14 protein-coding genes and 1 tRNA gene are annotated in these 23,798 nt (G+C 71.6%); 12 read left to right on the top strand and 3 right to left on the bottom strand.

Annotation, left to right across the window (positions count from 1 at the left end; translation table 11 throughout):
* Positions 1-55: 55 nt before the first annotated feature.
* The 12 genes from bldG (at position 56) to ABZ464_RS40810 (ending at position 19,491) form a co-directional block, all read left to right on the top strand.
* Complete coding sequence (gene bldG / locus ABZ464_RS40865) at positions 56-397, top strand: anti-sigma factor antagonist BldG (RefSeq protein WP_133910707.1); 342 nt, start codon at positions 56-58, stop codon at positions 395-397.
* 108 nt (positions 398-505) lie between these two features.
* The gene (locus ABZ464_RS40860) at positions 506-937 is read left to right on the top strand and encodes an ATP-binding protein (protein WP_359286757.1); all 432 of its coding nucleotides are present in this window, start codon (positions 506-508) and stop codon (positions 935-937) included.
* Positions 938-1,267: 330 nt separating this feature from the next.
* Complete coding sequence (locus tag ABZ464_RS40855; protein WP_359286754.1) at positions 1,268-3,673, top strand: sodium-translocating pyrophosphatase; 2,406 nt, start codon at positions 1,268-1,270, stop codon at positions 3,671-3,673.
* A gap of 193 nt (positions 3,674-3,866) precedes the next feature.
* Positions 3,867-4,466, top strand: coding sequence for a small secreted protein (locus tag ABZ464_RS40850; protein WP_359286752.1), 600 nt, complete (start codon positions 3,867-3,869; stop codon positions 4,464-4,466).
* A 483-nt stretch (positions 4,467-4,949) separates the two neighbouring features.
* Entirely contained in the window at positions 4,950-6,470 is a 1,521-nt protein-coding gene (locus ABZ464_RS40845) for a class I SAM-dependent methyltransferase (protein WP_359286749.1), read from the top strand.
* Positions 6,471-6,666: 196 nt separating this feature from the next.
* Positions 6,667-8,919 (top strand): protein kinase, encoded by a 2,253-nt coding sequence (locus ABZ464_RS40840; RefSeq protein WP_359286746.1) that lies wholly within the window; start codon positions 6,667-6,669, stop codon positions 8,917-8,919.
* Positions 8,920-9,116: 197 nt separating this feature from the next.
* Positions 9,117-9,314, top strand: coding sequence for a hypothetical protein (locus ABZ464_RS40835; RefSeq protein WP_359286743.1), 198 nt, complete (start codon positions 9,117-9,119; stop codon positions 9,312-9,314).
* 292 nt (positions 9,315-9,606) lie between these two features.
* Positions 9,607-12,480, top strand: coding sequence for a type I DNA topoisomerase (topA, locus tag ABZ464_RS40830; RefSeq protein ID WP_359286740.1), 2,874 nt, complete (start codon positions 9,607-9,609; stop codon positions 12,478-12,480).
* 278 nt (positions 12,481-12,758) lie between these two features.
* Complete coding sequence (gene tmk, locus ABZ464_RS40825; protein ID WP_359286737.1) at positions 12,759-16,139, top strand: dTMP kinase; 3,381 nt, start codon at positions 12,759-12,761, stop codon at positions 16,137-16,139.
* 245 nt (positions 16,140-16,384) lie between these two features.
* Complete coding sequence (locus ABZ464_RS40820) at positions 16,385-17,590, top strand: DNA polymerase III subunit delta' (RefSeq protein ID WP_359286734.1); 1,206 nt, start codon at positions 16,385-16,387, stop codon at positions 17,588-17,590.
* A 118-nt stretch (positions 17,591-17,708) separates the two neighbouring features.
* Complete coding sequence (locus ABZ464_RS40815; protein ID WP_359286733.1) at positions 17,709-19,310, top strand: alpha/beta hydrolase; 1,602 nt, start codon at positions 17,709-17,711, stop codon at positions 19,308-19,310.
* Positions 19,311-19,417: 107 nt separating this feature from the next.
* Positions 19,418-19,491 (top strand) — tRNA-Thr (locus ABZ464_RS40810).
* A gap of 127 nt (positions 19,492-19,618) precedes the next feature.
* Here the strand turns inward: ABZ464_RS40810 and ABZ464_RS40805 are convergent.
* The 3 genes from ABZ464_RS40805 to ABZ464_RS40795 all read right to left on the bottom strand — a co-directional run bounded on the left by ABZ464_RS40805 (position 19,619) and on the right by ABZ464_RS40795 (position 23,583).
* A complete protein-coding gene (locus ABZ464_RS40805; protein ID WP_359286730.1) occupies positions 19,619-19,765 on the bottom strand; it encodes a hypothetical protein in 147 nt (48 codons plus the stop codon).
* Entirely contained in the window at positions 19,762-19,908 is a 147-nt protein-coding gene (locus ABZ464_RS40800) for a hypothetical protein (RefSeq protein WP_359286727.1), read from the bottom strand. Before ABZ464_RS40800 ends, ABZ464_RS40805 begins: the two co-directional genes overlap by 4 nt.
* A 75-nt stretch (positions 19,909-19,983) precedes the next feature.
* Positions 19,984-23,583 (bottom strand): DNRLRE domain-containing protein, encoded by a 3,600-nt coding sequence (locus ABZ464_RS40795; protein WP_359286725.1) that lies wholly within the window; start codon positions 23,581-23,583, stop codon positions 19,984-19,986.
* Between the last annotated feature and the right edge of the window lie 215 nt (positions 23,584-23,798).

Here is a 23,798-nt window from a genome sequence, read left to right as displayed (position 1 = left end):
CTCTGCCGAGGTGTCCCGAGGGGCGACCGCTCGATAGCAAGGTGCTGGAGGATCCGTGGACCTGTCCCTGTCGACCGAGACCGTCGGCGATCGCACGATCGTCAAGGTCGGTGGCGAAATCGACGTATATACCGCGCCCAAGCTGCGCGAGCAGCTGGTCGAGCTGGTGAACGACGGGAATTTCCACCTCGTCGTGGACATGGAGGGCGTGGACTTCCTCGACTCCACCGGGCTCGGCGTACTGGTCGGCGGCCTGAAGCGTGTGCGTGCCCACGAGGGCTCGCTGCGCCTGGTCTGCAACCAGGAGCGCATTCTGAAGATCTTCCGCATCACCGGCCTGACCAAGGTGTTCCCGATTCACACCTCGGTCGAGGACGCGGTCGCGGCCACCGACTGACCTGTCCGTCCGGGTCCGGTGACCCGGACGGCCCAGTTGTACACCGGGGGACCGGGCTTTTCGGCAGCCCGGCCCCCCAACAGCACGCCCGAGTTCCGAGGGGGACGTATGGCCACCGTTGAACTCCGCTTCAGCGCGCTGCCCGAGCACGTCAGGACCGCCCGACTGGTGGCGGCAGCGGTGGCGCGCAGGGCCGGAGTGGACGAGGCCGTCCTCGACGAGGTGCGGCTCGCCGTGGGCGAGGCCTGCACCCGCGCCGTCGGCCTTCACCAGAGTGGCGGTATCACCGCTCCGGTGAAGGTGGCGCTGATCGAGGAGGAGAAGCAGTTCTCCATCGAGGTCGGCGACGAGGCGCCGCGCTCCGCCCCCGGCGACCGGGTTCCCGGCTCCGGCGCGGACGACGTGGACGCCGAGGAGGACGAGATGGGCCTCGCGGTCATCAGCGGCCTCGTCGACGACGTGGAGGTCACCGCCGGTGAGAACGGCGGTCTGATCCGTATGACCTGGCCGAGGACACCGGCCGCGGCGACGGTCACCTGACCCCGCTCCCGCCGTATCCGTACCGAAGGGCCCCACTCCGGTGGGGCCCTTTGGCATGCGCCCACCCGGGTACTCGTGCTTACAGTTGTCCCAGCCGTTCCAGGAAGTGAATCTTGAGTCGAGTAATCACTTCCTGGATTTCGTGAATCAATTCACGATCAATGGCCCCGTTGAATGATCGTTCAATGACTGTTCAATGATCGGCGAATGCCTCGAAGGCATTACTGGACGTGTAGGCGAATTCTGTTTACCGCACACTGTTTTGATCAGGTTCCGGTACCTACAATCCGTCCACAATCTTGAGCTCAGCCCAAGCGTCAAGGAGGACGAATGGCGGGGCTTTCTACCCCTCATCGGTTGGACCATCCGACAACCTTCGCGGCCGCAGTGCTGACCGACGGCAACCGCCTCCTCGTGGTGGTCATCGGGCTCGTCGCCCTGGCCGCACTCGTGGTCGCGGGCGTCCTGCTGCGCCAGGTGCTCGCGGCCGGCGACGGCACCGACAGCATGAAGAAGATCGCGGCAGCGGTCCAGGAAGGCGCCAACGCGTATCTGGCCCGGCAGTTGCGCACCCTCGGCGTATTCGCCGTCGTGGTGTTCTTCCTGTTGATGTTGCTGCCTGCGGACGACTGGAATCAGCGCGCCGGACGATCATTGTTCTTCTTGATCGGCGCCGCGTTCTCGGCAGCCACCGGATATATCGGCATGTGGCTCGCGGTGCGCAGCAATGTGCGGGTCGCCGCGGCGGCCCGTGAAGCCACCCCGGGGCCCGGCGAACCGGAAAAGGATCTCACCGCCGTCTCGCACAAGGCGATGAAGATCGCATTTCGCACGGGCGGCGTAGTCGGCATGTTCACGGTGGGGCTCGGGCTCTTCGGCGCCTCCTGCGTGGTGCTGGTCTACGCGGCCGACGCGCCCAAGGTGCTGGAGGGCTTCGGCCTCGGCGCGGCCCTCATCGCGATGTTCATGAGGGTCGGCGGCGGCATCTTCACCAAGGCCGCCGACGTCGGCGCGGACCTGGTCGGCAAGGTCGAACAGGGCATTCCGGAGGACGATCCGCGCAATGCCGCGACCATCGCCGACAACGTGGGCGACAACGTCGGCGACTGCGCGGGCATGGCCGCCGACCTGTTCGAGTCGTACGCGGTGACCCTGGTCGCCGCGCTGATCCTCGGCAAGGCGGCCTTCGGCGACTTCGGGCTGGCGTTCCCGCTGCTCGTGCCCGCGATCGGCGTGCTCACGGCCATGGTCGGCATCTTCGCCGTCGCCCCGCGCCGCACCGACCGCAGTGGCATGTCCGCGATCAACCGGGGCTTCTTCGTCTCCGCGGCGATCTCGCTCGTGCTGGTGGCCGTCGCCGTCTTCGTCTACCTGCCCGGCACCTACGCCGACCTCGACGGCGTCACCGACCCGGCGATCACCGGCAGGGACGGCGACCCGCGCGTCCTCGCCCTCGTCGCGGTGGCGATCGGCATCCTGCTGGCCGCCGTCATCCAGCAGCTGACCGGCTACTTCACCGAGACGACCCGCCGCCCGGTCAGGGACATCGGCAAGACCTCCCTGACGGGCCCCGCCACGGTCGTCCTGGCCGGGATCTCCGTCGGTCTGGAATCGGCCGTCTACACCGCCCTGCTGATCGGCCTCGGCGTGTACGGGGCCTTCCTGCTCGGCGGTACGTCGATCATGCTGGCGCTGTTCGCGGTGGCGCTGGCCGGCACCGGCCTGCTCACCACGGTCGGCGTGATCGTCGCCATGGACACCTTCGGGCCGGTCTCCGACAACGCGCAGGGCATCGCCGAGATGTCGGGCGACGTCGAGGGAGCGGGCGCGCAGGTGCTCACCAACCTCGACGCGGTCGGCAACACCACCAAGGCCATCACCAAGGGCATCGCCATCGCCACCGCGGTCCTCGCGGCGTCGGCGCTCTTCGGGTCGTACCGTGACGCGATCACGACCGGCGCGGACGACGTCGGGGAGAAGCTCTCCGGGGCCGGGGCGCCGATGAGCCTGATGATGGACATCTCGCAGCCCAACAACCTGGTCGGCCTCATCGCGGGCGCGGCGGTCGTCTTCCTCTTCTCGGGGCTGGCGATCAACGCGGTCTCGCGGTCGGCGGGGTCGGTGGTGTTCGAGGTGCGGCGGCAGTTCCGCGAGCACCCCGGGATCATGGACCACACCGAGACACCGGAGTACGGCAAGGTCGTCGACATCTGCACCCGGGACGCCCTGCGCGAGCTGGCCACGCCCGGACTGCTCGCGGTCCTGGCGCCGATCTTCATCGGGTTCACGCTCGGTGTGGGCGCGCTGGGCGCGTACCTCGCGGGCGCGATCGGCGCGGGCACGCTCATGGCGGTCTTCCTCGCCAACTCCGGCGGCGCGTGGGACAACGCCAAGAAGCTCGTCGAGGACGGCCACCACGGCGGCAAGGGCAGCGAGGCCCACGCGGCCACGGTGATCGGCGACACCGTCGGCGACCCCTTCAAGGACACCGCCGGGCCCGCGATCAACCCGCTGCTCAAGGTCATGAACCTGGTGGCGCTGCTGATCGCGCCGGCCGTGATCAAGTTCAGTTACGGCGACGACAAGAGCATCGGGGTACGGATCCTGGTCGCGATCCTCGCGCTCGCGGTGATCGTCGGCGCGGTGTACGTCTCCAAGCGGCGCGGCATCGCCATGGGTGACGAGGAGAACGCCGACAGATCGTCCAAGTCGGCCGATCCCGCGGTGGTTTCGTAGACCGGCCGTCGGGGCCCAGCTCAAAGGGCGGGCGGGAGGCGCGTGTTGACGCGTCGCCCGCCCGCTGTGTTGGGCGTGTGCTTGGGCCGTGAGCCTTCTCTCTCTTGGTGCAAATGGCTTCAAACCCCTATGGATCGGATATTCGGCCTGGGGTTGTCGACCGGTGGGCGTGTATGTTCCGGGGCCGAGGGCCATGGAAGGGACCAAACCGGTGAACAAGAAGCTCGCGGCCGCACTGTCCGGCGGTGCGGTACTGGTACTGGCGCTGTCCGGATGCAGCAGCGACGACGGCAACAAGGAGCTCGACGCCTGGGCCAAGAACGTCTGCGACGCACTGCCGGCGCAGGACGCCAAGGTCGACGCCGCCAACGCCGCGATCAAGCAGGCCGCCACGGACAACAACGCCCCGGCGAACGTCCAGAAGACCGACTCGCAGGCGTTCCAGGACATGTCCGACGCGTACGCGGCACTCGCCCAGGCCGTCCAGAAGGCCGGTACGCCGCCCGGGGTCGAGGGGGGCGCGAAGAAGCAGAAGGACGCCGTCGCGGCGCTCAACACGCTCTCCACCTCCTACGCCGACCTGAAGAAGGCGGTCGACGCGCTGGACATCAAGGACCAGGCCAAGTTCGCCGACGGCCTCGCGGACATCGCCACCCAGCTCGGCACCCTCAGCCAGACCGGCAACACCGCGCTGAAGAACCTGGAGCAGGGCGACGTCAAGGACGCCATGGCCAAGCAGGACAGCTGCAAGAAGGTCGCCGCGTCGGCCTCGGCGCGAGCGACGACGGGCTGAGCACCGCACCCCGGGGCACGGCCGAGCGCCGCGCGGGCGCGGGCTGGGGCTCGTACGGCGCGGCTGAGGCCCGCGTTCGTATGGAGTGGGCTGAGGCCCGCGTTCGTACGGCGCGGCTGAGGCTCGCGTTCGTAAGGCGCGGGTTGGGGCCTGCGTGGCGTGGGCTGGGACTCGCGGAGTTCCTGTGCCGGTGGCCGGGCGAGGCCGGTGTGATGCCGGGTGAGGCCTGCGCGGCGAGACGCTGAGGCGTGGGGCGGTGGGCTGGGTCTGGGAGGCGACGGCTGGGTTTGGCTGACTCCGGCCGACTCCGGCCGGGCGCCGCGCCGCGGCCTGCAGCGGGGCCGGGGCCGCGCCGCGGCCCGCAGTGGGGCTGAGGCTGCGCCGTGACCCGTAGTGGGGCGCCGTGCGGGTGGTCGGCTTTTGCGGGTGGGTGGCTGAGCGTGGGCTGGGACAAGTTGAGGGGCAGCGGGGACAATGGGGGGCGTGAGTGACGCCACCCTGTCCCCCCTGCCCTCCGCCGACCGCCCCGACGTGGCCGCACGGCTGCGGGAGGCCCTGCTCGCGGCCTCCTTCACCGCCGACGGCCTGCTCGACCTGCTCGGCGCCCCCGCCTACGCGGCCCTGGCGCGCAGCGAGACCGTGCCCGCCCTGAGGGCCACCCGCGGGGACACACCGCTGGAGACGTTCGTCCGGCTCTTCCTGCTGCAGCAGCCCGTGCCGCACGCTCGCGTGGATGCATTTCTGCCGGTACACGCGTGCGTGGAGAGCGGCTGGCTGGCCCGGGTCGGCGCCGACGAGGTCGCCGCGACCGTGGACGTCCGCCCGTACGGCGGACCGGACGGCGAGGACTGGTTCATCGTCTCCGACCTGGGCTGCGCGGTCGGCGGCGCCGGCGGCATCGGCAGCCGCGACGAGGGAGTCGTCCTCGGCGTCGGCGGCGCCTCCACGACCCTCGCCGGGATCACCGTCCGTACGCCCGTGTCGTCGGCCCTCGACCTCGGCACCGGTTCCGGCATCCAGGCGCTGCACGCGGCCCGGCACGCCACGCGCGTGACGGCGACCGACCTCAACCCGCGGGCCCTGCACATCACCGCGCTCACCCTGGCCCTGTCCGGCGCCCCCGCCGCCGAGCTGCGCGAGGGCTCCCTCTTCGAGCCGCTCCGGCACGACGAGCGGTACGACCTCATCGTGTCCAACCCCCCGTTCGTGATCTCGCCGGGCGCCCGGCTGACGTACCGGGACGGCGGGATGGGCGGGGACGATCTGTGCCGCTCGCTCGTTCAGGGAGCGGGGGAACGGCTGACCGAGGGCGGGTTCGCGCAGTTCCTCGCCAACTGGCAGCACGTGGAGGGGGAGGACTGGCAGGACCGGCTCCGGTCGTGGGTGCCGCGCGGCTGCGACGCCTGGATCGTCCAGCGCGAGGTCCAGGACGTCACGCAGTACGCCGAGCTGTGGCTCAGGGACGCCGGCGACCACCGGGGCGACCCGGCCGAGTATCAGGCGCGGTACGACGCGTGGCTGGACGAGTTCGAGGCGCGCAAGGTGAAGGCCGTCGGCTTCGGCTGGATCACCCTGCGCAGAACGGCGGCCGCCGAGCCCGTCGTCACCGTGGAGGAGTGGCCGCACCCGGTCGAACAGCCGCTCGGTGACACGGTCCGCGCCCACTTCGAACGGCTCGACTACCTGCGCGCGCACGACGACGCGGCCCTGCTCGCCGGGCACTTCAGGCTGGCCGGCGAGATCGTCCAGGAACAGGTCGGCATGCCCGGCGCCGAGGACCCGGAGCACGTCGTGCTGCGCCAGCACCGCGGGATGCGGCGTGCCACGAAGGTGGACACGGTCGGCGCGGGCTTCGCAGGCGTGTGCGACGGCTCGCTGAGCGCGGGCCGCATCCTCGACGCCATCGCCCAACTGGTGGGCGAGGACCCGGTGTCGCTGCGCGACCGTACACCCGCCCAGATCCGGCTGCTGGTGGAGCAGGGCTTCCTGGAACCGGCGCGGTGAACCCGCCCGCCGGCCGCCCGGCCTGAGACGGAGCGCGGTTCCCGGTACCTCTGCGCCCGTTCTGACGGGATTGACAGGATTGCTGCGGATAGCTGCGGAAAAGGGCTCCTGTCAGTAGTGCGTGCGAAGCTACCTTCAAGGGGACAAACTCCGCGCGTTCTCGGGGGAGACGCGCGCTGTCTCGGGGGGAGGCGCGATGGCGGGGGAGACGCCGGACCGGGGTGCGGGCCGGATCGTGGGCGGCCGGTACCGGCTGCGGCGCACGCTGGGCGCGGGCGGCATGGGCCGCGTCTGGCTGGCGTACGACGAGGAGTTGGCCTGCGAGGTCGCGATGAAGGAGATCTCGCTCCCGGATTCGGCTCCGGACGCCGTCGAGCCCGCACAACGCATCGCGCGGGCCCGCAGCGAGGCCCGGCACGCGGCGCGGCTGCGCGGGCACCCGCACGTGGCGACCGTGCACGACGTGGTGGTGCACGAGGGACTGCCCTGGATCGTCATGGAGTACGTCCCGGACGCGGTCGACCTCCAGGCGGTCGTACGGCGTTCGGGGCCGCTCCCGCCCGCGCAGGTGGCCCGGATCGGGCTCGCCGTCCTCGACGCGCTCACCGCGGGACACCGCATCGGCATCCTCCACCGGGATGTGAAACCGGCCAACATCCTTCTCTCGCCGGACGCTTCGGGGGACTTCTACGCGCGCGTGCTGCTCACCGACTACGGCATCGCGCTCCAGCCCGAGTCCCGCGAACCCCGGCTCACCGCGACCGCCGGCATCCTCGGCACCCCGGGCTATCTCGCACCGGAACGCGCGCGGGGCGAGCCGCCGACCCCGGCCGCCGACCTGTTCTCCCTCGGCGCCATGCTGTACGCCTCCGTCGAGGGCCGCGGCCCCTTCGACCGCCACGGCGACTACGCCACCCTCACCGCCCTCCTCGGCGAGGACCCCACCCCACCGGCCCGCGCCGGCCAACTCGCCCCGGTGATCCTCGGGTTGCTCGTCAAGGACCCCGTACGCCGGTCGTCTCCGGAGGCGGCGGCCCGGGCTCTGGGGCAGGTGGCACGGGCCCTGGGGGAGGCGACTCCTCCCGGGCAGAACCCGCCCGCGGGCCAGGGCCCCTACCCGCCGCCCGCCGCGGGCCAGGGCCCCTACCCGCCGCCCGCCGCGGGCCAGGGCCCCTACCCGCCGCCCGCCGCGGGCCACGGCCCCTACCCGCCGCCCGTCGCAGGACCGGGCACGCCGCCGACCCCGCACACCCCGGGAGTCCCGCCCGCGTACACCCCCGGAATGACGCCGACCCCGCACACTCCCGGAGTCCCGCCCGCGTACACCCCCGGAGCGGCACCGACCCCGCACACCCCCGGAGTCCCCCTCGGCGCCCACACGCCCGGTGACACCCCCGGCGCCGCCCCCTACGGCCCCTGGTGGCCGCCGGCCGGTTCGCAGTCTCCCGGCGTCGGCAACCCCTACGCCCTGACGGCCGACCCCACCCCGCCCCCGGGAGGGCTCCCGCCCTACGGCTTCGGTCCGGCCGTCGGACCCCCGCCACCCGGGGGCAAGAAGCGGCTCACCGTCGTCGCGCTCGTCGTGGCCGTCGTGCTCGTGGTCGCCGGTGGGGCGTGGGCGGCGGCGCTGCTGGCCGGCGACGGGGACGGGGACGGGGGCGACGGGAAGGGCGCGAGCACCACGAGGTCGTCCGGCGCCTCGCCGTCGCAGTCGCCGACCGGGCCCGTCCTGCCGTACGGCGATGTCGTCGGCCTCACCGAGCCACTGGAGACGGGGGACTGCGTCAAGGCGGTGTGGTCGGGGACGCCGTTCGGTTCGGAGCCGAACCTCGGGGTCGTGGACTGCGCGGACGACTGGCCGGACGGGCAGGTCGTGGCGGTCGACACGGCGACGGACTACGCCGATGCAAAGGCGCGGGGCGCCGCGCGGTGCGCCGCCCGGAGCAAGCCGGTCGTCGACGCCCTGCCGGACGCCGGCGGATACGCGGTCGTGCCGACGCGGGACGGCTTCGGGGCGGCCGAGAGCGGTACGCCATGTCTCGTACTCGGCCGCCATGTGGCGATCGGCGGGGAGGTGGGCCGGTTCCGGGACGCCGGTGTCGACCTGTGGGTCGGACAGATGAGCGTCGGCGACTGCTGGATCTACGAGGACCTCGAAGAGGGCTACAAGTCGCTCCTCACGGATTGCGCCAAACCCCACACCGACCAAGTGATCGGGACCGTTCAGGCTCCCGACAGAATGAGCTACAAGAACGGCCTCGACAACGCGACCAAGCTCTGCGGCAACACATTCGAGTCGGCCTGGGCGCCCGGTGCCGAGCGCAAGGTGTTCGGCTGGGTGACCGACGAGGACGACTGGAAGGACGGATTCACCAAGATCGTCTGCACGGTGGGCCGGGCCGACAACGCGAAGACGACCGGAAAAATACCCGTGCCGGGTGCGGTGTGAGGCCCGTCGCAGTCCAGGACGCCTTTCCCCGGTGACCGGGGAGGTGGTCGGCACGGCCGGCCGCGTGCCCGGTCGGCGGCCCGTCGCCCCCGCCCGGAGACCTCTCGTTCACCTCGGGTTCGCCCGGGCGCCGCCCGCGCGTGTCAACCTCCCCAGGGCGAGGTACGCGCGGGTGGGAGAAAAGGGGCGGGGCGATCATGGAGAGCGGGCCGGCGATCTTCGCGGGGATGGTGTTCGCCCTGTTCGGAGGCGCACTGCTGGTGTGGACCGCGGTCCGGGTACGGCATCGCGAGCCCGTCGCCCAGGGTGTGAGCCCCGTCGCATCGGCGACCCTCGCGACCCTCGTCGCGCTCGTCGCGCTGGCCGTCGGAACGTGGTGCTTCACCCGCCTCTGAATCCCCCTCCGGAACCGATGCCGAGGATCCTGCCCCGACCCCCGTTTGAGCCGCGTAAACAGGGTCACGCCGGTAAAGGAGAGGACGGGTTCCGCTCCGGCGGAAAAGGACCGGTCGGCACTCCGGGCGGCAGGAATGGCGGTAGTCGGGTTACCGTTCGAGTGGCCGTTGCGGGCTTTTCCCGTTTGACACGGGGGCGGGATGTACCGTCACACTCCGCAGCGTCACCATGACCCGACCCCGGGAGCAATGCCTGGGGAGGCCCCAACGTCGACCGGAGAGAAGAGCGAAGTTGTCCCCGACCAGCGAGACCGCGAAGGGCGGCCGCCGACTCGTCATCGTCGAGTCGCCTGCCAAGGCGAAGACGATCAAGGGTTACCTCGGCCCCGGTTACATCGTCGAGGCCAGCGTCGGGCACATCCGCGACCTTCCGAACGGCGCCGCGGAGGTGCCGGAGTCGTACACCGGCGAGGTCCGCCGCCTCGGCGTGGACGTCGAGCACGACTTCCAGCCCATCTATGTGGTGAACGCCGACAAGCGGGCCCAGGTCAAGAAGCTCAAGGACCTGCTCAAGGAGTCCGACGAGCTCTTCCTCGCCACCGATGAGGACCGGGAGGGCGAGGCGATCGCCTGGCACCTCCAGGAGGTCCTCAAGCCGAAGATCCCCGTCAAGCGGATGGTCTTCCACGAGATCACCAAGGACGCGATCCGGGCCGCCGTCGCCAACCCGCGCCAGCTCAACCAGAAGCTCGTCGACGCCCAGGAGACCCGCCGCATCCTCGACCGCCTCTACGGCTACGAGGTCTCGCCGGTCCTGTGGAAGAAGGTCATGCCGCGTCTGTCGGCCGGCCGTGTCCAGTCCGTCGCGACCCGGCTCGTCGTCCAGCGGGAGCGCGAGCGCATCGCGTTCCGCTCCGCCGAGTACTGGGACCTGACGGGCACCTTCGGCACCGGCCGCGCGGGAGACCCGTCGGACCCGTCGTCGCTGGTCGCGCGGCTGCAGACCGTCGAGGGCCGGCGCGTCGCGCAGGGCCGTGACTTCGACTCCCTCGGCCGGATCAAGAGCGAGAACACCCTCCACCTCGACGAGGCGAACGCCCGCGCGCTCGCCGCCGCCCTGGAGAACACCCGGTTCTCCGTCCGGTCCGTCGAGTCCAAGCCGTACCGCCGCTCGCCGTACGCCCCGTTCCGTACGACGACGCTGCAGCAGGAGGCCAGCCGCAAGCTCGGCTTCGGCGCCAAGGCCACCATGCAGGTCGCGCAGAAGCTGTACGAGAACGGCTACATCACGTACATGCGTACGGACTCCACGACGCTGAGCGACACCGCCGTGGGCGCCGCCCGCGCCCAGGTCACCCAGCTGTACGGGGCCGACTACCTGCCGGCCCAGCCGCGCACGTATGCCGGGAAGGTCAAGAACGCGCAGGAGGCGCACGAGGCGATCCGCCCCTCGGGTGATCGTTTCCGCACCCCCGCCGAGACGGGGCTGACCGGCGACCAGTTCAAGCTCTACGAATTGATCTGGAAGCGGACCGTCGCCTCCCAGATGAAGGACGCGACCGGCAACAGCGTGACCGTGCGGATCGGCGGCACCGCCGCCGACGGCCGGGACGTCGAGTTCAGCGCCTCCGGCAAGACGATCACCTTCCACGGCTTCCTGAAGGCCTACGTCGAGGGCGCCGACGACCCGAACGCCGAGCTGGACGACCGCGAGCGCCGGCTGCCCCAGGCCGCCGAGGGCGACCCGCTGAGCGCCGAGGAGATCACGGTCGACGGGCACGCCACCAAGCCCCCGGCCCGCTACACCGAGGCCAGCCTGGTCAAGGAGCTCGAAGAGCGCGAGATCGGCCGCCCGTCGACGTACGCGTCGATCATCGGCACGATCCTCGACCGCGGCTATGTGTTCAAGAAGGGCACGGCACTCGTCCCGTCCTTCCTGTCCTTCGCCGTGGTCAACCTCCTCGAGAAGCACTTCGGCCGGCTCGTCGACTACGACTTCACCGCGAAGATGGAGGACGACCTCGACCGCATCGCGCGCGGTGAGGCCCAGTCCGTGCCGTGGCTGAAGCGGTTCTACTTCGGCGAGGGCGGTGGCGAGGGCGGCGCAGCCGACGCGGGCAACGGCGACGGGGACCACCTCGGCGGCCTCAAGGAGCTCGTCACCGACCTGGGCGCCATCGACGCGCGCGAGGTGTCGTCGTTCCCCGTGGGCAACGGCATCGTCCTGCGGGTCGGCCGTTTCGGGCCGTACATCGAGCGCGGGGAGAAGGACGCGGAGGGCCACCAGCGCGCCGACATCCCCGAGGACCTCGCGCCCGACGAGCTCTCCGTCGAGCTGGCCGAGGAACTGCTCGCCAAGCCGAGCGGCGACTTCGAGCTCGGCGCCGACCCGGAGACGGGCCACCCGATCGTCGCCAAGGCCGGCCGCTACGGCCCGTACGTCACCGAGGTGCTCCCCGAGGGCACCCCGAAGACCGGCAAGAACGCCGTCAAGCCTCGTACGGCCTCGCTGTTCAAGTCGATGTCCCTGGACACGGTCACCCTGGACGACGCCCTCAAGCTGATGTCCCTGCCGCGGGTCGTCGGCGCGGACGCCGAGGGCCAGGAGATCACCGCGCAGAACGGGCGCTACGGGCCGTACCTGAAGAAGGGCACGGACTCGCGGTCGCTGCAGACCGAGGACCAGCTCTTCACGATCACCCTCGAAGAGGCGCTGGCGATCTACGCCCAGCCCAAGCAGCGTGGCCGGGCCGCCGCCAAGCCGCCGCTGAAGGAGCTCGGCGAGGACCCGGTCAGCAAGAAGCCGGTCGTCATCAAGGACGGCCGCTTCGGGGCGTACGTCACCGACGGGGAGACCAACGCGACCCTGCGCTCCGGCGACAGCGTCGAGGAGATCACCCCAGAGCGCGGCTTCGAGCTGCTCGCCGAGAAGCGGGCCAAGAGCCCCGCCAAGAAGACGGCGAAGAAGGCGCCCGCGAAGAAGACCACGACCGCGGCCAAGAAGGCGGCTCCGGCGAAGAAGACGGCCGCCAAGAAGACCGCGGCGAAGACGACCACGACGGCTGCGGCGGCCAAGAAGACGACGGCCGCGAAGAAGACGACGGCCTCGCGCACGGCCTCGCGGACCGCTTCGGGTCCGGCTTCGGAGACGACGTCGGAGGACTGAACCGGCTGACGGCCCGTCGGATCGCCCGTCGGCCCGTCGGCCCGTCGGCCCGTCGGCCCGTCGGCCCGTCGGATCGTCCGTCGGTCGCTCGGCTCGGCGGTTCGGCCTCCCGTCGTTCGGTCGGCCGGACGGTGGCACGGTCGAACAGGTCGGGTCCGGCCACGGTTTCCCCACAGTGGCTTCACGAAGCGAACGCCCCGGCATCACTTTGGTGTCGGGGCGGTCGTACACCAGGGCAGACGCCCCGGGGTGTCAGTCGCTGCCGATAGGCTGAAAGCATGACGCGAGCCGAGCAGCCAACGGCCCTCCCCCCGGCACCGGACGACGCCCTGGTGGCGGACTCCCGCGAGCGCGCCGTACGCGCCCTGTTGCGTGAGCCCCAGCTGAAGCGGCTGTGGAGCGCGCAGTTGGTGGGCGGTGTCGCCGACGCGCTCGCACTCCTGGTGTTCGTCCTCCTCGTCCTCCAGGCGGCCATCGCCGAGGGCTCGTTCGGGGGCGGCTACCGGGGCGTGGCGTTCGCAGTGGCGACCGTGTTCGCGGTGCGCATTCTGGCCACCCTGCTCTTCGGCGCCGTCCTCCTGGGCCCGCTGACCTCGCTCACCTCACCGGAAGGTCCGCTCGACCGCCGCTGGACCATGGTCGGCGCGGACGGGCTGCGCGCCGCGCTGCTGCTCGTCGCGCCGCTGTGGATCGACTGGACGCCGGACGACGCGCTGGCCCTCCTGCTCGTCACCGCGTTCGTCACCGGTGTCGCCGAGCGCTTCTGGACGGTCGCCCGGGAGAGCGCGGCCCCCGCCCTGCTGCCCGCCCCGCCGCTCGAGGGCGCGACGGTCCGGCCGCTGCCGGACCACCTGGACGCCCTGCGCCGGCTGTCGCTGCGCACGGGCTTCCTGGCGATCCCGCTGGGCGCCGCCACCCTGATCGTCGCAGCATTGGTCAACAATCTTCTGGGCGTCGGGATCGAGTGGTTCGCCCAGCACCAGGCGGCCCTCGCCTCCTATGTCGCCGGGGGGCTCTTCGCCGGGTCCCTGTCGGTCGTGGTCTTCCTGGAACTGCCCTCGGTGCGCACCCCGCGCGCGCGGTCCCCGCTGGAGGGGCTGCGCCGGCCGAAGACGGCGGCGGGCGTCGACAAGGGCCGCACGGGCGTGATCCCGCTGCTGGTCCTCGCCTGCGCGGCCGTCGCCGGCGCGGTCGCCGCCGCGGCGGCCGTCGCGGTGCTGCACGCCAAGGACCTGGGCGGCGGCCCCGTGCTCTACGGACTGCTGGTGCTCGCCCTGACCGGCGGAGTCGCCGTCGGCATCCGTACGGCACCGAAGGTGCTGGTGGCGCTGTCGCGGCGTCGGCTGCTCGCGCTGGCCATCGCCGTCACCGGCGTGGCCCTGCTGGCCGCCGGGCTGATCCCCGACGTCACCAGCGTGCTGCTGATCACGGGTCTGGCCGGAGTCGCCGCGGGCGTCTCGGCGAACACCGGGCACGCGCTGCTGGACCAGGAGACCGAGGACAGCCGCCGTACCCGCACGACGGAACATCTGCACGCGGTGGTGCGGGTCTGCGTGGCGCTCGCCGCGGTGGGCGCCCCGCTGCTCGCGGCGCTGATCGGACCGCACCGGCTGGAGAACGGCAGGTTCGTGTTCGCGCACGGCGGCGCCGCGTTCACGCTGATGCTGGTCGGCGCCCTGCTGCTGCCGGTGGCCGTGCTGGTGCTGGCCAAGGTCGACGACCGCTCCGGTGTCCCGCTGCGTCTCGATCTGCGGGACGCGCTGCTCGGCGGCGACGACCCGGCCGTGGCACCGGCCGCGAACGGCTTCTTCATCGCCCTGGAGGGCGGCGACGGCGCCGGCAAGTCCACCCAGGCCGAGGCGCTCGCCGAGTGGATCAGGGCCAAGGGCCACGAGGTCGTCCTCACCCGCGAGCCGGGCGCCACACCGGTCGGCAAGCGGCTGCGCTCGATCCTGCTCGACGTGTCGAGCGCCGGCCTGTCGCACCGCGCGGAGGCACTGCTGTACGCGGCGGACCGCGCGGAGCACGTCGACACCGTCGTCCGGCCCGCCCTGGAGCGCGGCGCCGTCGTCATCAGCGACCGGTACATCGACTCGTCCGTCGCCTACCAGGGCGCCGGCCGCGATCTGTCCCCGACCGAGATCGCCCGTATCTCGCGCTGGGCGACGAACGGCCTGGTGCCGCATCTGACGGTGCTGCTGGACGTCTCCCCGGAGACCGCCCGCGAACGCTTCACGGAGGCGCCCGACCGGCTGGAGTCGGAGCCCGCCGAGTTCCACACGCGCGTGCGCTCCGGCTTCCTCACCCTGGCCGCCGCCGACCCCGGCCGCTACCTGGTGGTCGACGCGGGCCAGGAGCCCGAGGCCGTCACCACCGTCGTACGCCACCGGCTCGACCGGATGCTGCCGCTGTCCGAGGCCGAGATCAAGGCCCAGGAGGAGGCGCGCAGGAAGGCCGAGGAGGAGGCCCGCCGCAAGGCCGAGGAAGAGGCCGCCCGCAAGGCCGAGGAGGAGCGCCTGGAGCGGGAGCGCCAGGAGCAGCTCGCCAAGCTGCGCGCCGAGGAGGAAGAGCGCAAGCGGCGCGAGCTGGAGGAGGCGCAGCGCCGCGAGGCCGAGCGGCAGGCCGAGGAGGCCCGGCTGCGCGCCGAGGAGGCACGCAGGCGTGCGGAGGAGGAGCGGCAGCGGCTCCTCGCCGAGGAGAAGGCCCGCGCCGAGGCCGAGGCCCGCCGCAAGGTCGAGGAGGAGCGGCGCAGGGTCGAGGAGGAGCGGCAGCGCAAGCTGGCCGAGGAGGAGGCCCGGCGGCGCGCCGAGGCCGAGGCGGCCCGCCAGGAGGAGCAGCGCAAGGCCGAGGCGGCGCGTCTGGAGAAGCAGCGCAAGGCCGAGGAGGCGCTGCTGCGGGCCGAGGAGGCGCGGCGAGCGGCGGAGCAGGCCGCCGCGGCGGCCCAGGTCGGCCCCCGGGCCAAGCGGCCGAACGCCCCAGCGGCTCCCGCGGCTGCGGAGGCGGTGACCGTGCCGACGCCGGTGGTCACACCGAACGCCTCGGCGGGGCCGGTGGAGGAGACGAGGGTCCTGCCCCGGGTGCCGATGGACAAGAAGCCGGTGATGGACAAGAAGCCGGTCGCACAGAGGCCGGTGGAGGACACCACCCCGCTGCCCCGTGTACGGATGGACAAGGACCCGGAGCCCTCGCGGTCGGCCGGGAACGGTTCCGACGCCGAGGTGACGGCCGAGCTGCCCCAGCCGTCGGCCCCGCCCGCGGGCGCTGCCGACGAGACGGCCGTACTGCCGCCCGTCGCCGCCCCCGGGGCCGCGGACGAGACCGCGGTGCTGCCGCCGGTGCGCGACGACCGGGGCGCGGCGGACGAGACGGCCGTACTGCCTCCGGTACGACAGGACGCTCCCGCGGACCGGATGCCGCCGGGGTTCTTCCGCGACGAGCGGGAGGGCGCCGGGCCCGACGGCTCCGAGGGACGGACGCGCGAGCTGCCCCAGGTCGACGAGGAGGGTGCGCCCCGGCAGCGGCCCCGGCCGGACTGGGCCGAGGAGACACCGCTGGACGACCTGCCGTCCCTCGCGGACGAACTGCTGGGACCGCACCGGGACGACGACGGCTTCGACGAGGAGCAGGGCGGCGGCCGGGGGCGGGGCCGGCGACGCTGAACGGCACGAGGGCGCACGAGTGCGTGAGCGTCACGGGGGTCACCTGGCCGTTTCGGCCGGTGGCCCCCGTTGTCCGTGGCACCGATTGTCCGTGGCGCCGATTGGCTGTGGCCGCGATTGCCCGTGGCACCGATTGGCTGTGGCTGCGATTGTCCGTGGCTCCGATTGCCCGTGGCCCCGATTGTCAGTGGGCGCCCGCACAATGGAGACCGGTAGCGGAATGTGACGGAAGGGTGGCGTGACCCATGAGCGTGTGGGACGACCTCGTCGGGCAGGAGAAGGTGAGCGAGCAGCTGACCGCTGCCGCCCGGGACGCCGACGCGCTCGTCACCGCGGCCGTCTCCCGCACCCCGCCGCCCGAGGCGTCGAAGATGACCCACGCCTGGCTGTTCACGGGGCCGCCCGGGGCCGGCCGGACCCAGGTGGCGCGGGCGTTCGCCGCCGCGCTGCAGTGCGTGAGCCCCGACCGCGCGCTCGGCGGCGCCCCTGGCTGCGGCTTCTGCGACGGCTGTCATACGGCGCTGATCGGCACCCACGCCGATGTCGCCACCGTCGCCGCCGTCGGCACCCAGATCCTCGCCGAGGACATGCGGGACACGGTCCGCAAGTCGTACACCTCACCGGCCACCGGCCGCTGGCAGGTCATCCTCGTCGAGGACGCCGAGCGGCTGAACGAGAAGTCCGCGAACGCCGTCCTGAAGGCGGTCGAGGAGCCCGCCCCCCGTACGGTCTGGCTGCTGTGCGCGCCGTCCCTGGAGGACGTGCTGCCCACCATTCGCTCCCGCTGCCGCCACCTGAACCTGCGCACACCGTCCGTGGACGCGGTCTCCGACATGCTCGTACGGCGCGAGGGCATCGAGCCCGCCGTGGCGGCCGCGGCCGCCCGCGCCACCCAGGGGCACGTGGACCGGGCCCGTCGGCTGGCCACCGATCCGGCCGCCCGTGAGCGCCGCGCGTCGGTGCTGAAGCTGCCGCTGCGGATCGAGGACGTCGGGGGTTGTCTGAAGGCCGCCCAGGAGCTGGTGGACGCGGCGGCTGAGGACGCCAAGGTGCTCGCCGAGGAGCGGGACGGCAAGGAGACCGAGGAGCTGAAGGCGGCGCTGGGCGCGGCCCAGGGCGGCCGGATGCCGCGCGGTACGGCGGGCGTGATGAAGGACCTGGAGGACAAGCAGAAGCGCCGGCGCACACGTACCCAGCGCGACAGTCTCGACCTGGCGCTGACCGATCTCACCGCCTTCTACCGCGACGTCCTGGCGCTCCAGCTCGGCTCCCGTATCGCGATCGCCAACGAGGACGCCGAGGACACCCTGGAGCGACTCGCCCGCGGCAGCACCCCCGAGTCCACCCTGCGCCGTATCGAGGCCATCGGTGCGTGCAGAGAGGCCCTCGACCGCAATGTGGCGCCGCTGCTGGCGGTGGAGGCGATGACGATGGCGCTGAGAGCGGGCTGACCCCGGCGGGGGTGCCGGGACGCGGGTGAACGTCGGTCGGGGGTTGACGGTGTCGCTCGTCCGTGGCCGATCGCGCACGTACGGCACTCGCCCGGTAGCGCAGAGTTAGGCTCGCTGGATGCACATCAGGAGCGTTCCCCGCAGGTCTCCGAAGCCCCGCAGGACCCGCACCGGCGTCGCCCTCCGCGCCCTGTCCCTCCCCCTCGCCGCGCTGCTGGCCGTCTCCGCCTGTTCCTCCGGCGGTGCGACGACCACCGCCGGCTCCGCGGCGCGGGCGGAACTGGCGGCGCTGCCGAAGGCGACCCCGTCGGCGCTGGGGCCGTACTACGGGCAGAAGCTGTCCTGGCGGTCCTGCGGCACCCCCGGCTTCCAGTGCGCCACGATGAGGGCGCCGCTGGACTACGCCCACCCGGACGCGGGGGACGTCCGGCTCGCCGTGTCCCGCAAGAAGGCGACCGGCCCCGGCAAGCGGCTCGGGTCGCTCCTGGTGAACCCGGGCGGACCCGGCGGCTCGGCGGTCGGCTACGTCCAGTCGTACGCCGGCGTCGGCTACCCGGCCCCACTCCGCGCCCGGTACGACCTGGTCGCCGTCGACCCGCGCGGTGTGGCCCGCAGCGAGCCCGTGGAATGCCTCGACGGGCGGCGGATGGACGCGTACACGCAGACCGACACGACCCCCGACGACCGGCGGGAGACGGACGGGCTCGTCGACGCGTACCGGGGGTTCGCGGAGGGCTGCGGCGCGCACGCGGCCCGGCTGCTCCGCCATGTATCCACCGTCGAGGCGGCCCGTGACATGGACATCCTGCGGTCGGTGCTGGGGGACCGGCGGCTGACGTATGTGGGGGCGTCGTACGGGACGTTCCTCGGGGCGACGTACGCGGGGCTGTTCCCGGACCGGGTGGGGCGGCTGGTCCTGGACGGCGCGCTGGACCCGTCGCTGTCCGCCCGCGAGCTGAACCTGGAGCAGACGGCGGGCTTCGAGACGGCGTTCCGGTCCTTCGCGAAGGACTGCGCACGGCGGCGGGACTGCCCCCTCGGCGGCAGGGAGAGCGAGATCGGGCCGCGCCTGAAGTCGTTCTTCGGCGCGCTGGACCGGCGCCCCCTCCCCACCGGCGACCCCGACGGCCGCGAGCTCGGCGAGGCGCTCGCCACGACCGGGGTGATCGCGGCGATGTACGACGAGAGCAGCTGGGAGCAACTGCGTGCCGCGCTGACCGCGGCGATCGAGGACCGGGACGGGGCCGGTCTGCTCGCCCTGTCCGACACCTACTACCAGCGCGACCCCGACGGCCGGTACACGAACCTGATGTCCGCCAACGCGGCCGTGAACTGCCTCGACCTCCCGGCCGCCTTCGGCACCCCCGAGCAGGTGGAACAGACCCTGCCGTCCTTCGAGAAGGCCTCCCCGGTCTTCGGCGAGGGCCTCGCCTGGGCCTCCCTGAACTGCGCGTACTGGCCGGTGAGGCCCACGGGCCGGCCGCACCGCATCACGGCGAAGGGCGCCGCCCCGATCGTCGTCGTCGGCACCACCCGCGACCCCGCCACCCCCTACCGCTGGGCCCAGTCCCTCGCCCGCCAGCTCACCTCCGCCCGCCTCCTCACCTACGTCGGCGACGGCCACACCGCGTACGGCCGCGGCAGCCGGTGCATCGACTCCGCGATCGACGCCTACCTCCTCGACGGCACACCCCCGGCACCGAAGAAGCGCTGCTCATAGCCCCACCCCCGCCCCCGGAACGACCCCCTCCGGGGGCGGTGCGGAGCACCCCCGGAAACTGTGTAGACTTACCGACGTTGCCGATCGCACCATAGTGCGGACGGCGTGCCGCCTTAGCTCAGATGGCCAGAGCAACGCACTCGTAATGCGTAGGTCTCGGGTTCGAATCCCGAAGGCGGCTCTGTGGTGAACCCCAGGTTATGCCTATGACCTGGGGTTTCTTGTTTTGGTTGACCTTGGAATTCGGGCCAATCGGGGCAAGATCCTTTCCGGGTGACCGCCGTGGCGCTGCGGTCTCAATGATGGTCTCAATGCACCCTGGATCCAGGCCAGTCGGCTGCTGCGGCGACGAGTCCGGTCAGCTGTGGGAGGGCCCCGACCAGGGCTCCGTTGACCTCCTCGATGATTCCGGCGACCTCATGGGGAGTTGCTGTCTCGGTGAGCCGTGCGATCATGCCCGGGACGGAGTACGAGTGGGCAGGTATCGGACCTGCAGGGGCGTGTCGGAGCGGGACGCCTCGCCGCCGTGGGCAAGCCGGATGTTGTGCTGCATCGCGGCGCCGATGGCCTCGCCGATGCTCGGGTAGAACGCGGTCACTGTTCCTCCTCCAGAGCCGAGACGTACAACGGCTCCGCATCAAGTCGGATGCGGAGCCGTTCACTGGTCGAGGGCTCAGCCGATGGCCATCTTGTTGATCCAGGCGTCTCCGCTCTTGCTTACGATCTCCGTGCCGGAGCCGGCCAGCTCACTACGGGAGCCGGTGTAGAACCGGACCGCGCCGTCGGTGCGGACCGTCCAGATGTCCGGGATGTTGTCGCCGTTGGCGTCGGGTGTGCCGAACAGGAAGCGGATGCTGCTGCTGCCCCATCCGGCGGCACCGTACTGGTCGTCCGCCCCGCCTGCGGAGTTGACGGCCGCCGCGAGGGAGTTGAGGTCGACCCCGGTGCCCGAAACAGCCCGCTTGCCGGTGCGTAGCAGGAGTCGGCTGGAAACGTCTGTGCGGTAGATCAGGTCGGTGATGCCATCGCCGGTGACGTCCTGGACGGTGACGATGTCACGCTCAGTCCACGGCGAGCTGGAGAGCTGGACGGCCTGCTCGATGCTCGCGCCGTTGTAGCCGGTGAAGGCCCAGATCGCGTCGCCGACGGTGAGGAAGAAGTCGGTCTTCCCGTCCCCGGTGGCATCCCCGGCGGCCACGATCTGGGTGATCGTGGAAGGGGCGGGCGCGTTCGACGGCAGCAGCATCCGCTGGCGCTTGTCGATGTTGACGGCGCCGTAGCCGTCGCCCGGATAGACCCACAGCGTGTTCTCACGGACGGCCACGAGATCCTGGAGCCCGTCACCGCCGTAGAAGTCGCCGAGGTGGGTGATCAGGGTGTTCTTCCAGTACCCGGAGGGTGCGGCGGCGTAGGAGGGAAGGCCGTCGTTGCCGTTGGGGTCCTTGGCGGGGTTGCCTCGATAGGCGCCCGACATGGAGTAGTCGAGGTCCCCGGTGCCCTTGGTCAGGTCCGTCGTGGACTCGGACGGGTAGAGGCGCAGATTGCCGTTGGCGTCGACCACCATCAGGTCGGGCCGCCGGTCACCGGTGAAGTCGCCCGGCGCGTCGGCCTTGTCTCTTGGGGTCACGTAGAAGAAGTACTTGAGCGGCTGAGACACGTTCCCGGCGCCGTCCACCGCACGCACGTACAGCACGTTCGGTCCGGCGAGCGGCGGCTTCACGTTCGACACGGAGGTCGTCGTGGTGGTCGCCGCACCGTTGGCGCGGTTGGCCGAGAAGGGGTACGACGCCTGGTTGAAACCGTACTCGTAGCGGACCACGTCCGTCTGCCGGGCTCGGAAGACGAAGGTGCCTGCCGTTCCGAAAGCGACCGTGCTCCACTTCGAGTCCTCGGGGTCGTTCCCGAAACCGTTGTCGGCGGCGTCGGCGTCCGGGAACTGCGTCGAGGACGCGAGCGGCGGCGACGGCTTCGAGGTGTCGTACACGAAGCGGCACGGGATCTTGCTGTGCGAGTAGGCAGAGGTGGCACCGTACTTGTCGACAGCCTTGGCACGCCACGAGTACGTCGTGCCGTTGACCAACTTCAGACCGGTGCTGCCCGTCGAGAACGGATCGGTGTGCACACGCGCGGAACTGTTCTGGCTGCCGACCGACACCTTGCCCTTGCTGCCGAGCAGGTTGGCCGTGCTGCCGTTCGTCGGCCACATCTCGAAGTTCACGGAGGCGAGGTTGCCGTCCTTGTCGGAGCTGTTGGCCCAGAAGGTCAGCGAGGATGCCCCGACGTTGATGTACGGCGATGTGGTGTCACAGCTCAGGTCCGGGTCGAGGTCGAGGCTGCTCGGGGGAGCGGGCGGCCGGTTGTACGACAAGTCGACGTACGGGTCGTTGCCGCCGTTGGCCTGGAACTTCTTCCACGAGTACTGGGAGTTCTCGTCGGAGGCGCGCATCCCGATCGTCATCGTCTTCCAGCCGCCCGCGACGGCCTTCACCGCGCTCGCCTTGACGTCGAAGGCGACGTATTCGTCCGGACACGAATTCGACTTCCAGCCGTGCGCGAAGCTGCCGCCGCCGATCTTGTTGCCGCTGTTCATCGCCGGGGCGTTCTTCCAGTTCGTCTTCGAACTGATCGGCCCGGTGAGATGGACGGTCATGGCGCGGGCGCTGCACGACCAGGAGTACGTTTCCAGGGCGCGCAGCTTGGCGCTGTACACCGTGGAGCCCTTGAGGTCCGGGTCCCAGTCGATGCTGAAGAAGGACCGTGAGGTGCCCCAGGTGTCCGACTCGAAGCCGACGCGTGCCTCATCGGTCCCGCCCCGGTTGAAGTTCTTGCCGTTGTAGAAGGTAGCGGTGGGGTGGCGGCTGTAGGCGGTCGTCCAGTCGTTGGTGTGCTTCTTGACCGAGGGGTCGACGAAGACGGGGTACACGGTCTCCGGGTCGGCGAGGAACGCCTGGTCCGGGCTGAACACCCAGAGCCCAGCGTCCAGGTCGACGTCTACGAGAGAGCCGTGGGAGTCGGGCTGCGGGCCGTTGACACCGGACAGCGAGAGCGTGGCGGCGGCGCCGGTCCGGGAGGGCAGCGGGCTTGGCTCCGGCGGTACGGGCGGTGAGGTGCCCTCCATCTCGGCGACGACCGACGGATCGGCTGCCTCGTCGGTCGCCGCGGGCAGCGTCTCGGGGGTGAGGTCCTCCTGATCGGTGTCGGCCATCTCGTCGGTCGGCTCGGGCGACTCGGACGGATCGTCCTCCGGCCTGTCAGTGACGGTCGGCTCGGAAGGGATGACTTCGGGGACGGTCGGTGAGGCGCTGCTGCCCGCTTGGCCGTCGGTGAGGGCCGGAGTGCCGGCGCTGTCCCACATGAGCGGGGTCGGCGCCTCCGCTATGTCGGCACCGTTCGTGTCGGTGGCCGAGACGATGCCGGTGACCGGGTCGAGCGCGAAGTTCAGGTCGGGGGAGCTGAGGCCGTATGCCAGACGTGCCACGCGCGGATCGGTTGCGGCCTGACGGTTCTTGACGACCAGGAGTTGTGCGAACCCGTCGTCGGCCGCCGTCAGGACCAGGTCGGCGCCGGGCAGGATCTCCGAGTACAGTGCGCGCGGCCCGTCAATGACGGGGGTCGGCACGGCGTCCGGCCAGGTCAGCATGATGTCATGACCGTCCACGGAGAGCGTTACCAGCGGGTTCGCGGCGGCCGTAGCGGCGGCACTCGTGATGGAAGCGTTCTTGGCGCTGCCGAGCAGGGGGACCTGGTGGGGAGTGGAGCGGTTGGCGTGCTGGTCGGCGGGCTCACCCGCACTGGCGGCTGAGCTTGTGGCCCCGTGGACGTACGAAGCGCCCTGGGCGCCCTTTGGGCTCGATGGCTTGCCCGCGCCGCCCGAGAAGATCATGCCCACGTTGGTCGCCTTGGGCGCCCAACCGTCGTTCACCCTGCGCAGATCCGTGCCGATGGCCTGCCAGGCCCCGTTCACCTTGGCCCGGATCGGGCTCGCGTGGATCCGGCGCTGGAGCAGTCCGTCCGGGCGCGCCCAGGTCGTCGCGTACGCCGTGCGCAGAGCGGTCGCCTCGACGGCCTTGCCGGTCTTCTTGGCGCGGGCGGCGGCGGTGGTCTCCGTCAGAGGCGCCGCCTGGCGGGCGTCGGCAGGGCGCCGTGGCAGGTCTTCTTCGCCAGCGCTCAGAGCGACGACCGTGAGGCCGGACGCTGCGATGACGGCGGCGGCGACGGCCGCGACCGGTCGGCGCGCGGGCGAGCGGCGCCATCGGCGCCATCGGCTCGGCATGAGAATTCCCTTCCCCCTGTGCAACGGCTGTGGCAGATGCGGCGACAGCCGACAGATAATGGCTCAGCTCCCGGGGGCCGTCACCCGGCGTTGTGGCGCCGACGAGCGCTGGGCGACGTACGGAGTCCCGCGCCGTTCGCGGCCAGCACATCGGCCTGTGGCGTCCCCGCAGGGGCGCACGGGCACCCATTCGGCGCATAACGGGACATGGCTGG

The sequence above is a fragment of the Streptomyces sp. NPDC005820 genome (assembly GCF_040630255.1).
Classification (GTDB): domain Bacteria; phylum Actinomycetota; class Actinomycetes; order Streptomycetales; family Streptomycetaceae; genus Streptomyces.
Note: the sequence above shows the minus strand (reverse complement) of the source record. Positions and strands in the feature narration are given on the sequence as shown.

Coding starts and splice junctions, on each gene's coding strand:
- ABZ464_RS40835 (WP_359286743.1), top strand. CDS start 9,117: ATGGAGAGCGGGCCGGCGATCTTCGCGGGGATGGTGTTCGCCCTGTTC.
- ABZ464_RS40850 (WP_359286752.1), top strand. CDS start 3,867: ATGGAAGGGACCAAACCGGTGAACAAGAAGCTCGCGGCCGCACTGTCC.
- ABZ464_RS40815 (WP_359286733.1), top strand. CDS start 17,709: ATGCACATCAGGAGCGTTCCCCGCAGGTCTCCGAAGCCCCGCAGGACC.
- ABZ464_RS40860 (WP_359286757.1), top strand. CDS start 506: ATGGCCACCGTTGAACTCCGCTTCAGCGCGCTGCCCGAGCACGTCAGG.
- ABZ464_RS40820 (WP_359286734.1), top strand. CDS start 16,385: ATGAGCGTGTGGGACGACCTCGTCGGGCAGGAGAAGGTGAGCGAGCAG.
- ABZ464_RS40805 (WP_359286730.1), bottom strand. CDS start 19,765: ATGATCGCACGGCTCACCGAGACAGCAACTCCCCATGAGGTCGCCGGA.
- tmk (WP_359286737.1), top strand. CDS start 12,759: ATGACGCGAGCCGAGCAGCCAACGGCCCTCCCCCCGGCACCGGACGAC.
- ABZ464_RS40855 (WP_359286754.1), top strand. CDS start 1,268: ATGGCGGGGCTTTCTACCCCTCATCGGTTGGACCATCCGACAACCTTC.
- ABZ464_RS40795 (WP_359286725.1), bottom strand. CDS start 23,583: ATGCCGAGCCGATGGCGCCGATGGCGCCGCTCGCCCGCGCGCCGACCG.
- ABZ464_RS40840 (WP_359286746.1), top strand. CDS start 6,667: ATGGCGGGGGAGACGCCGGACCGGGGTGCGGGCCGGATCGTGGGCGGC.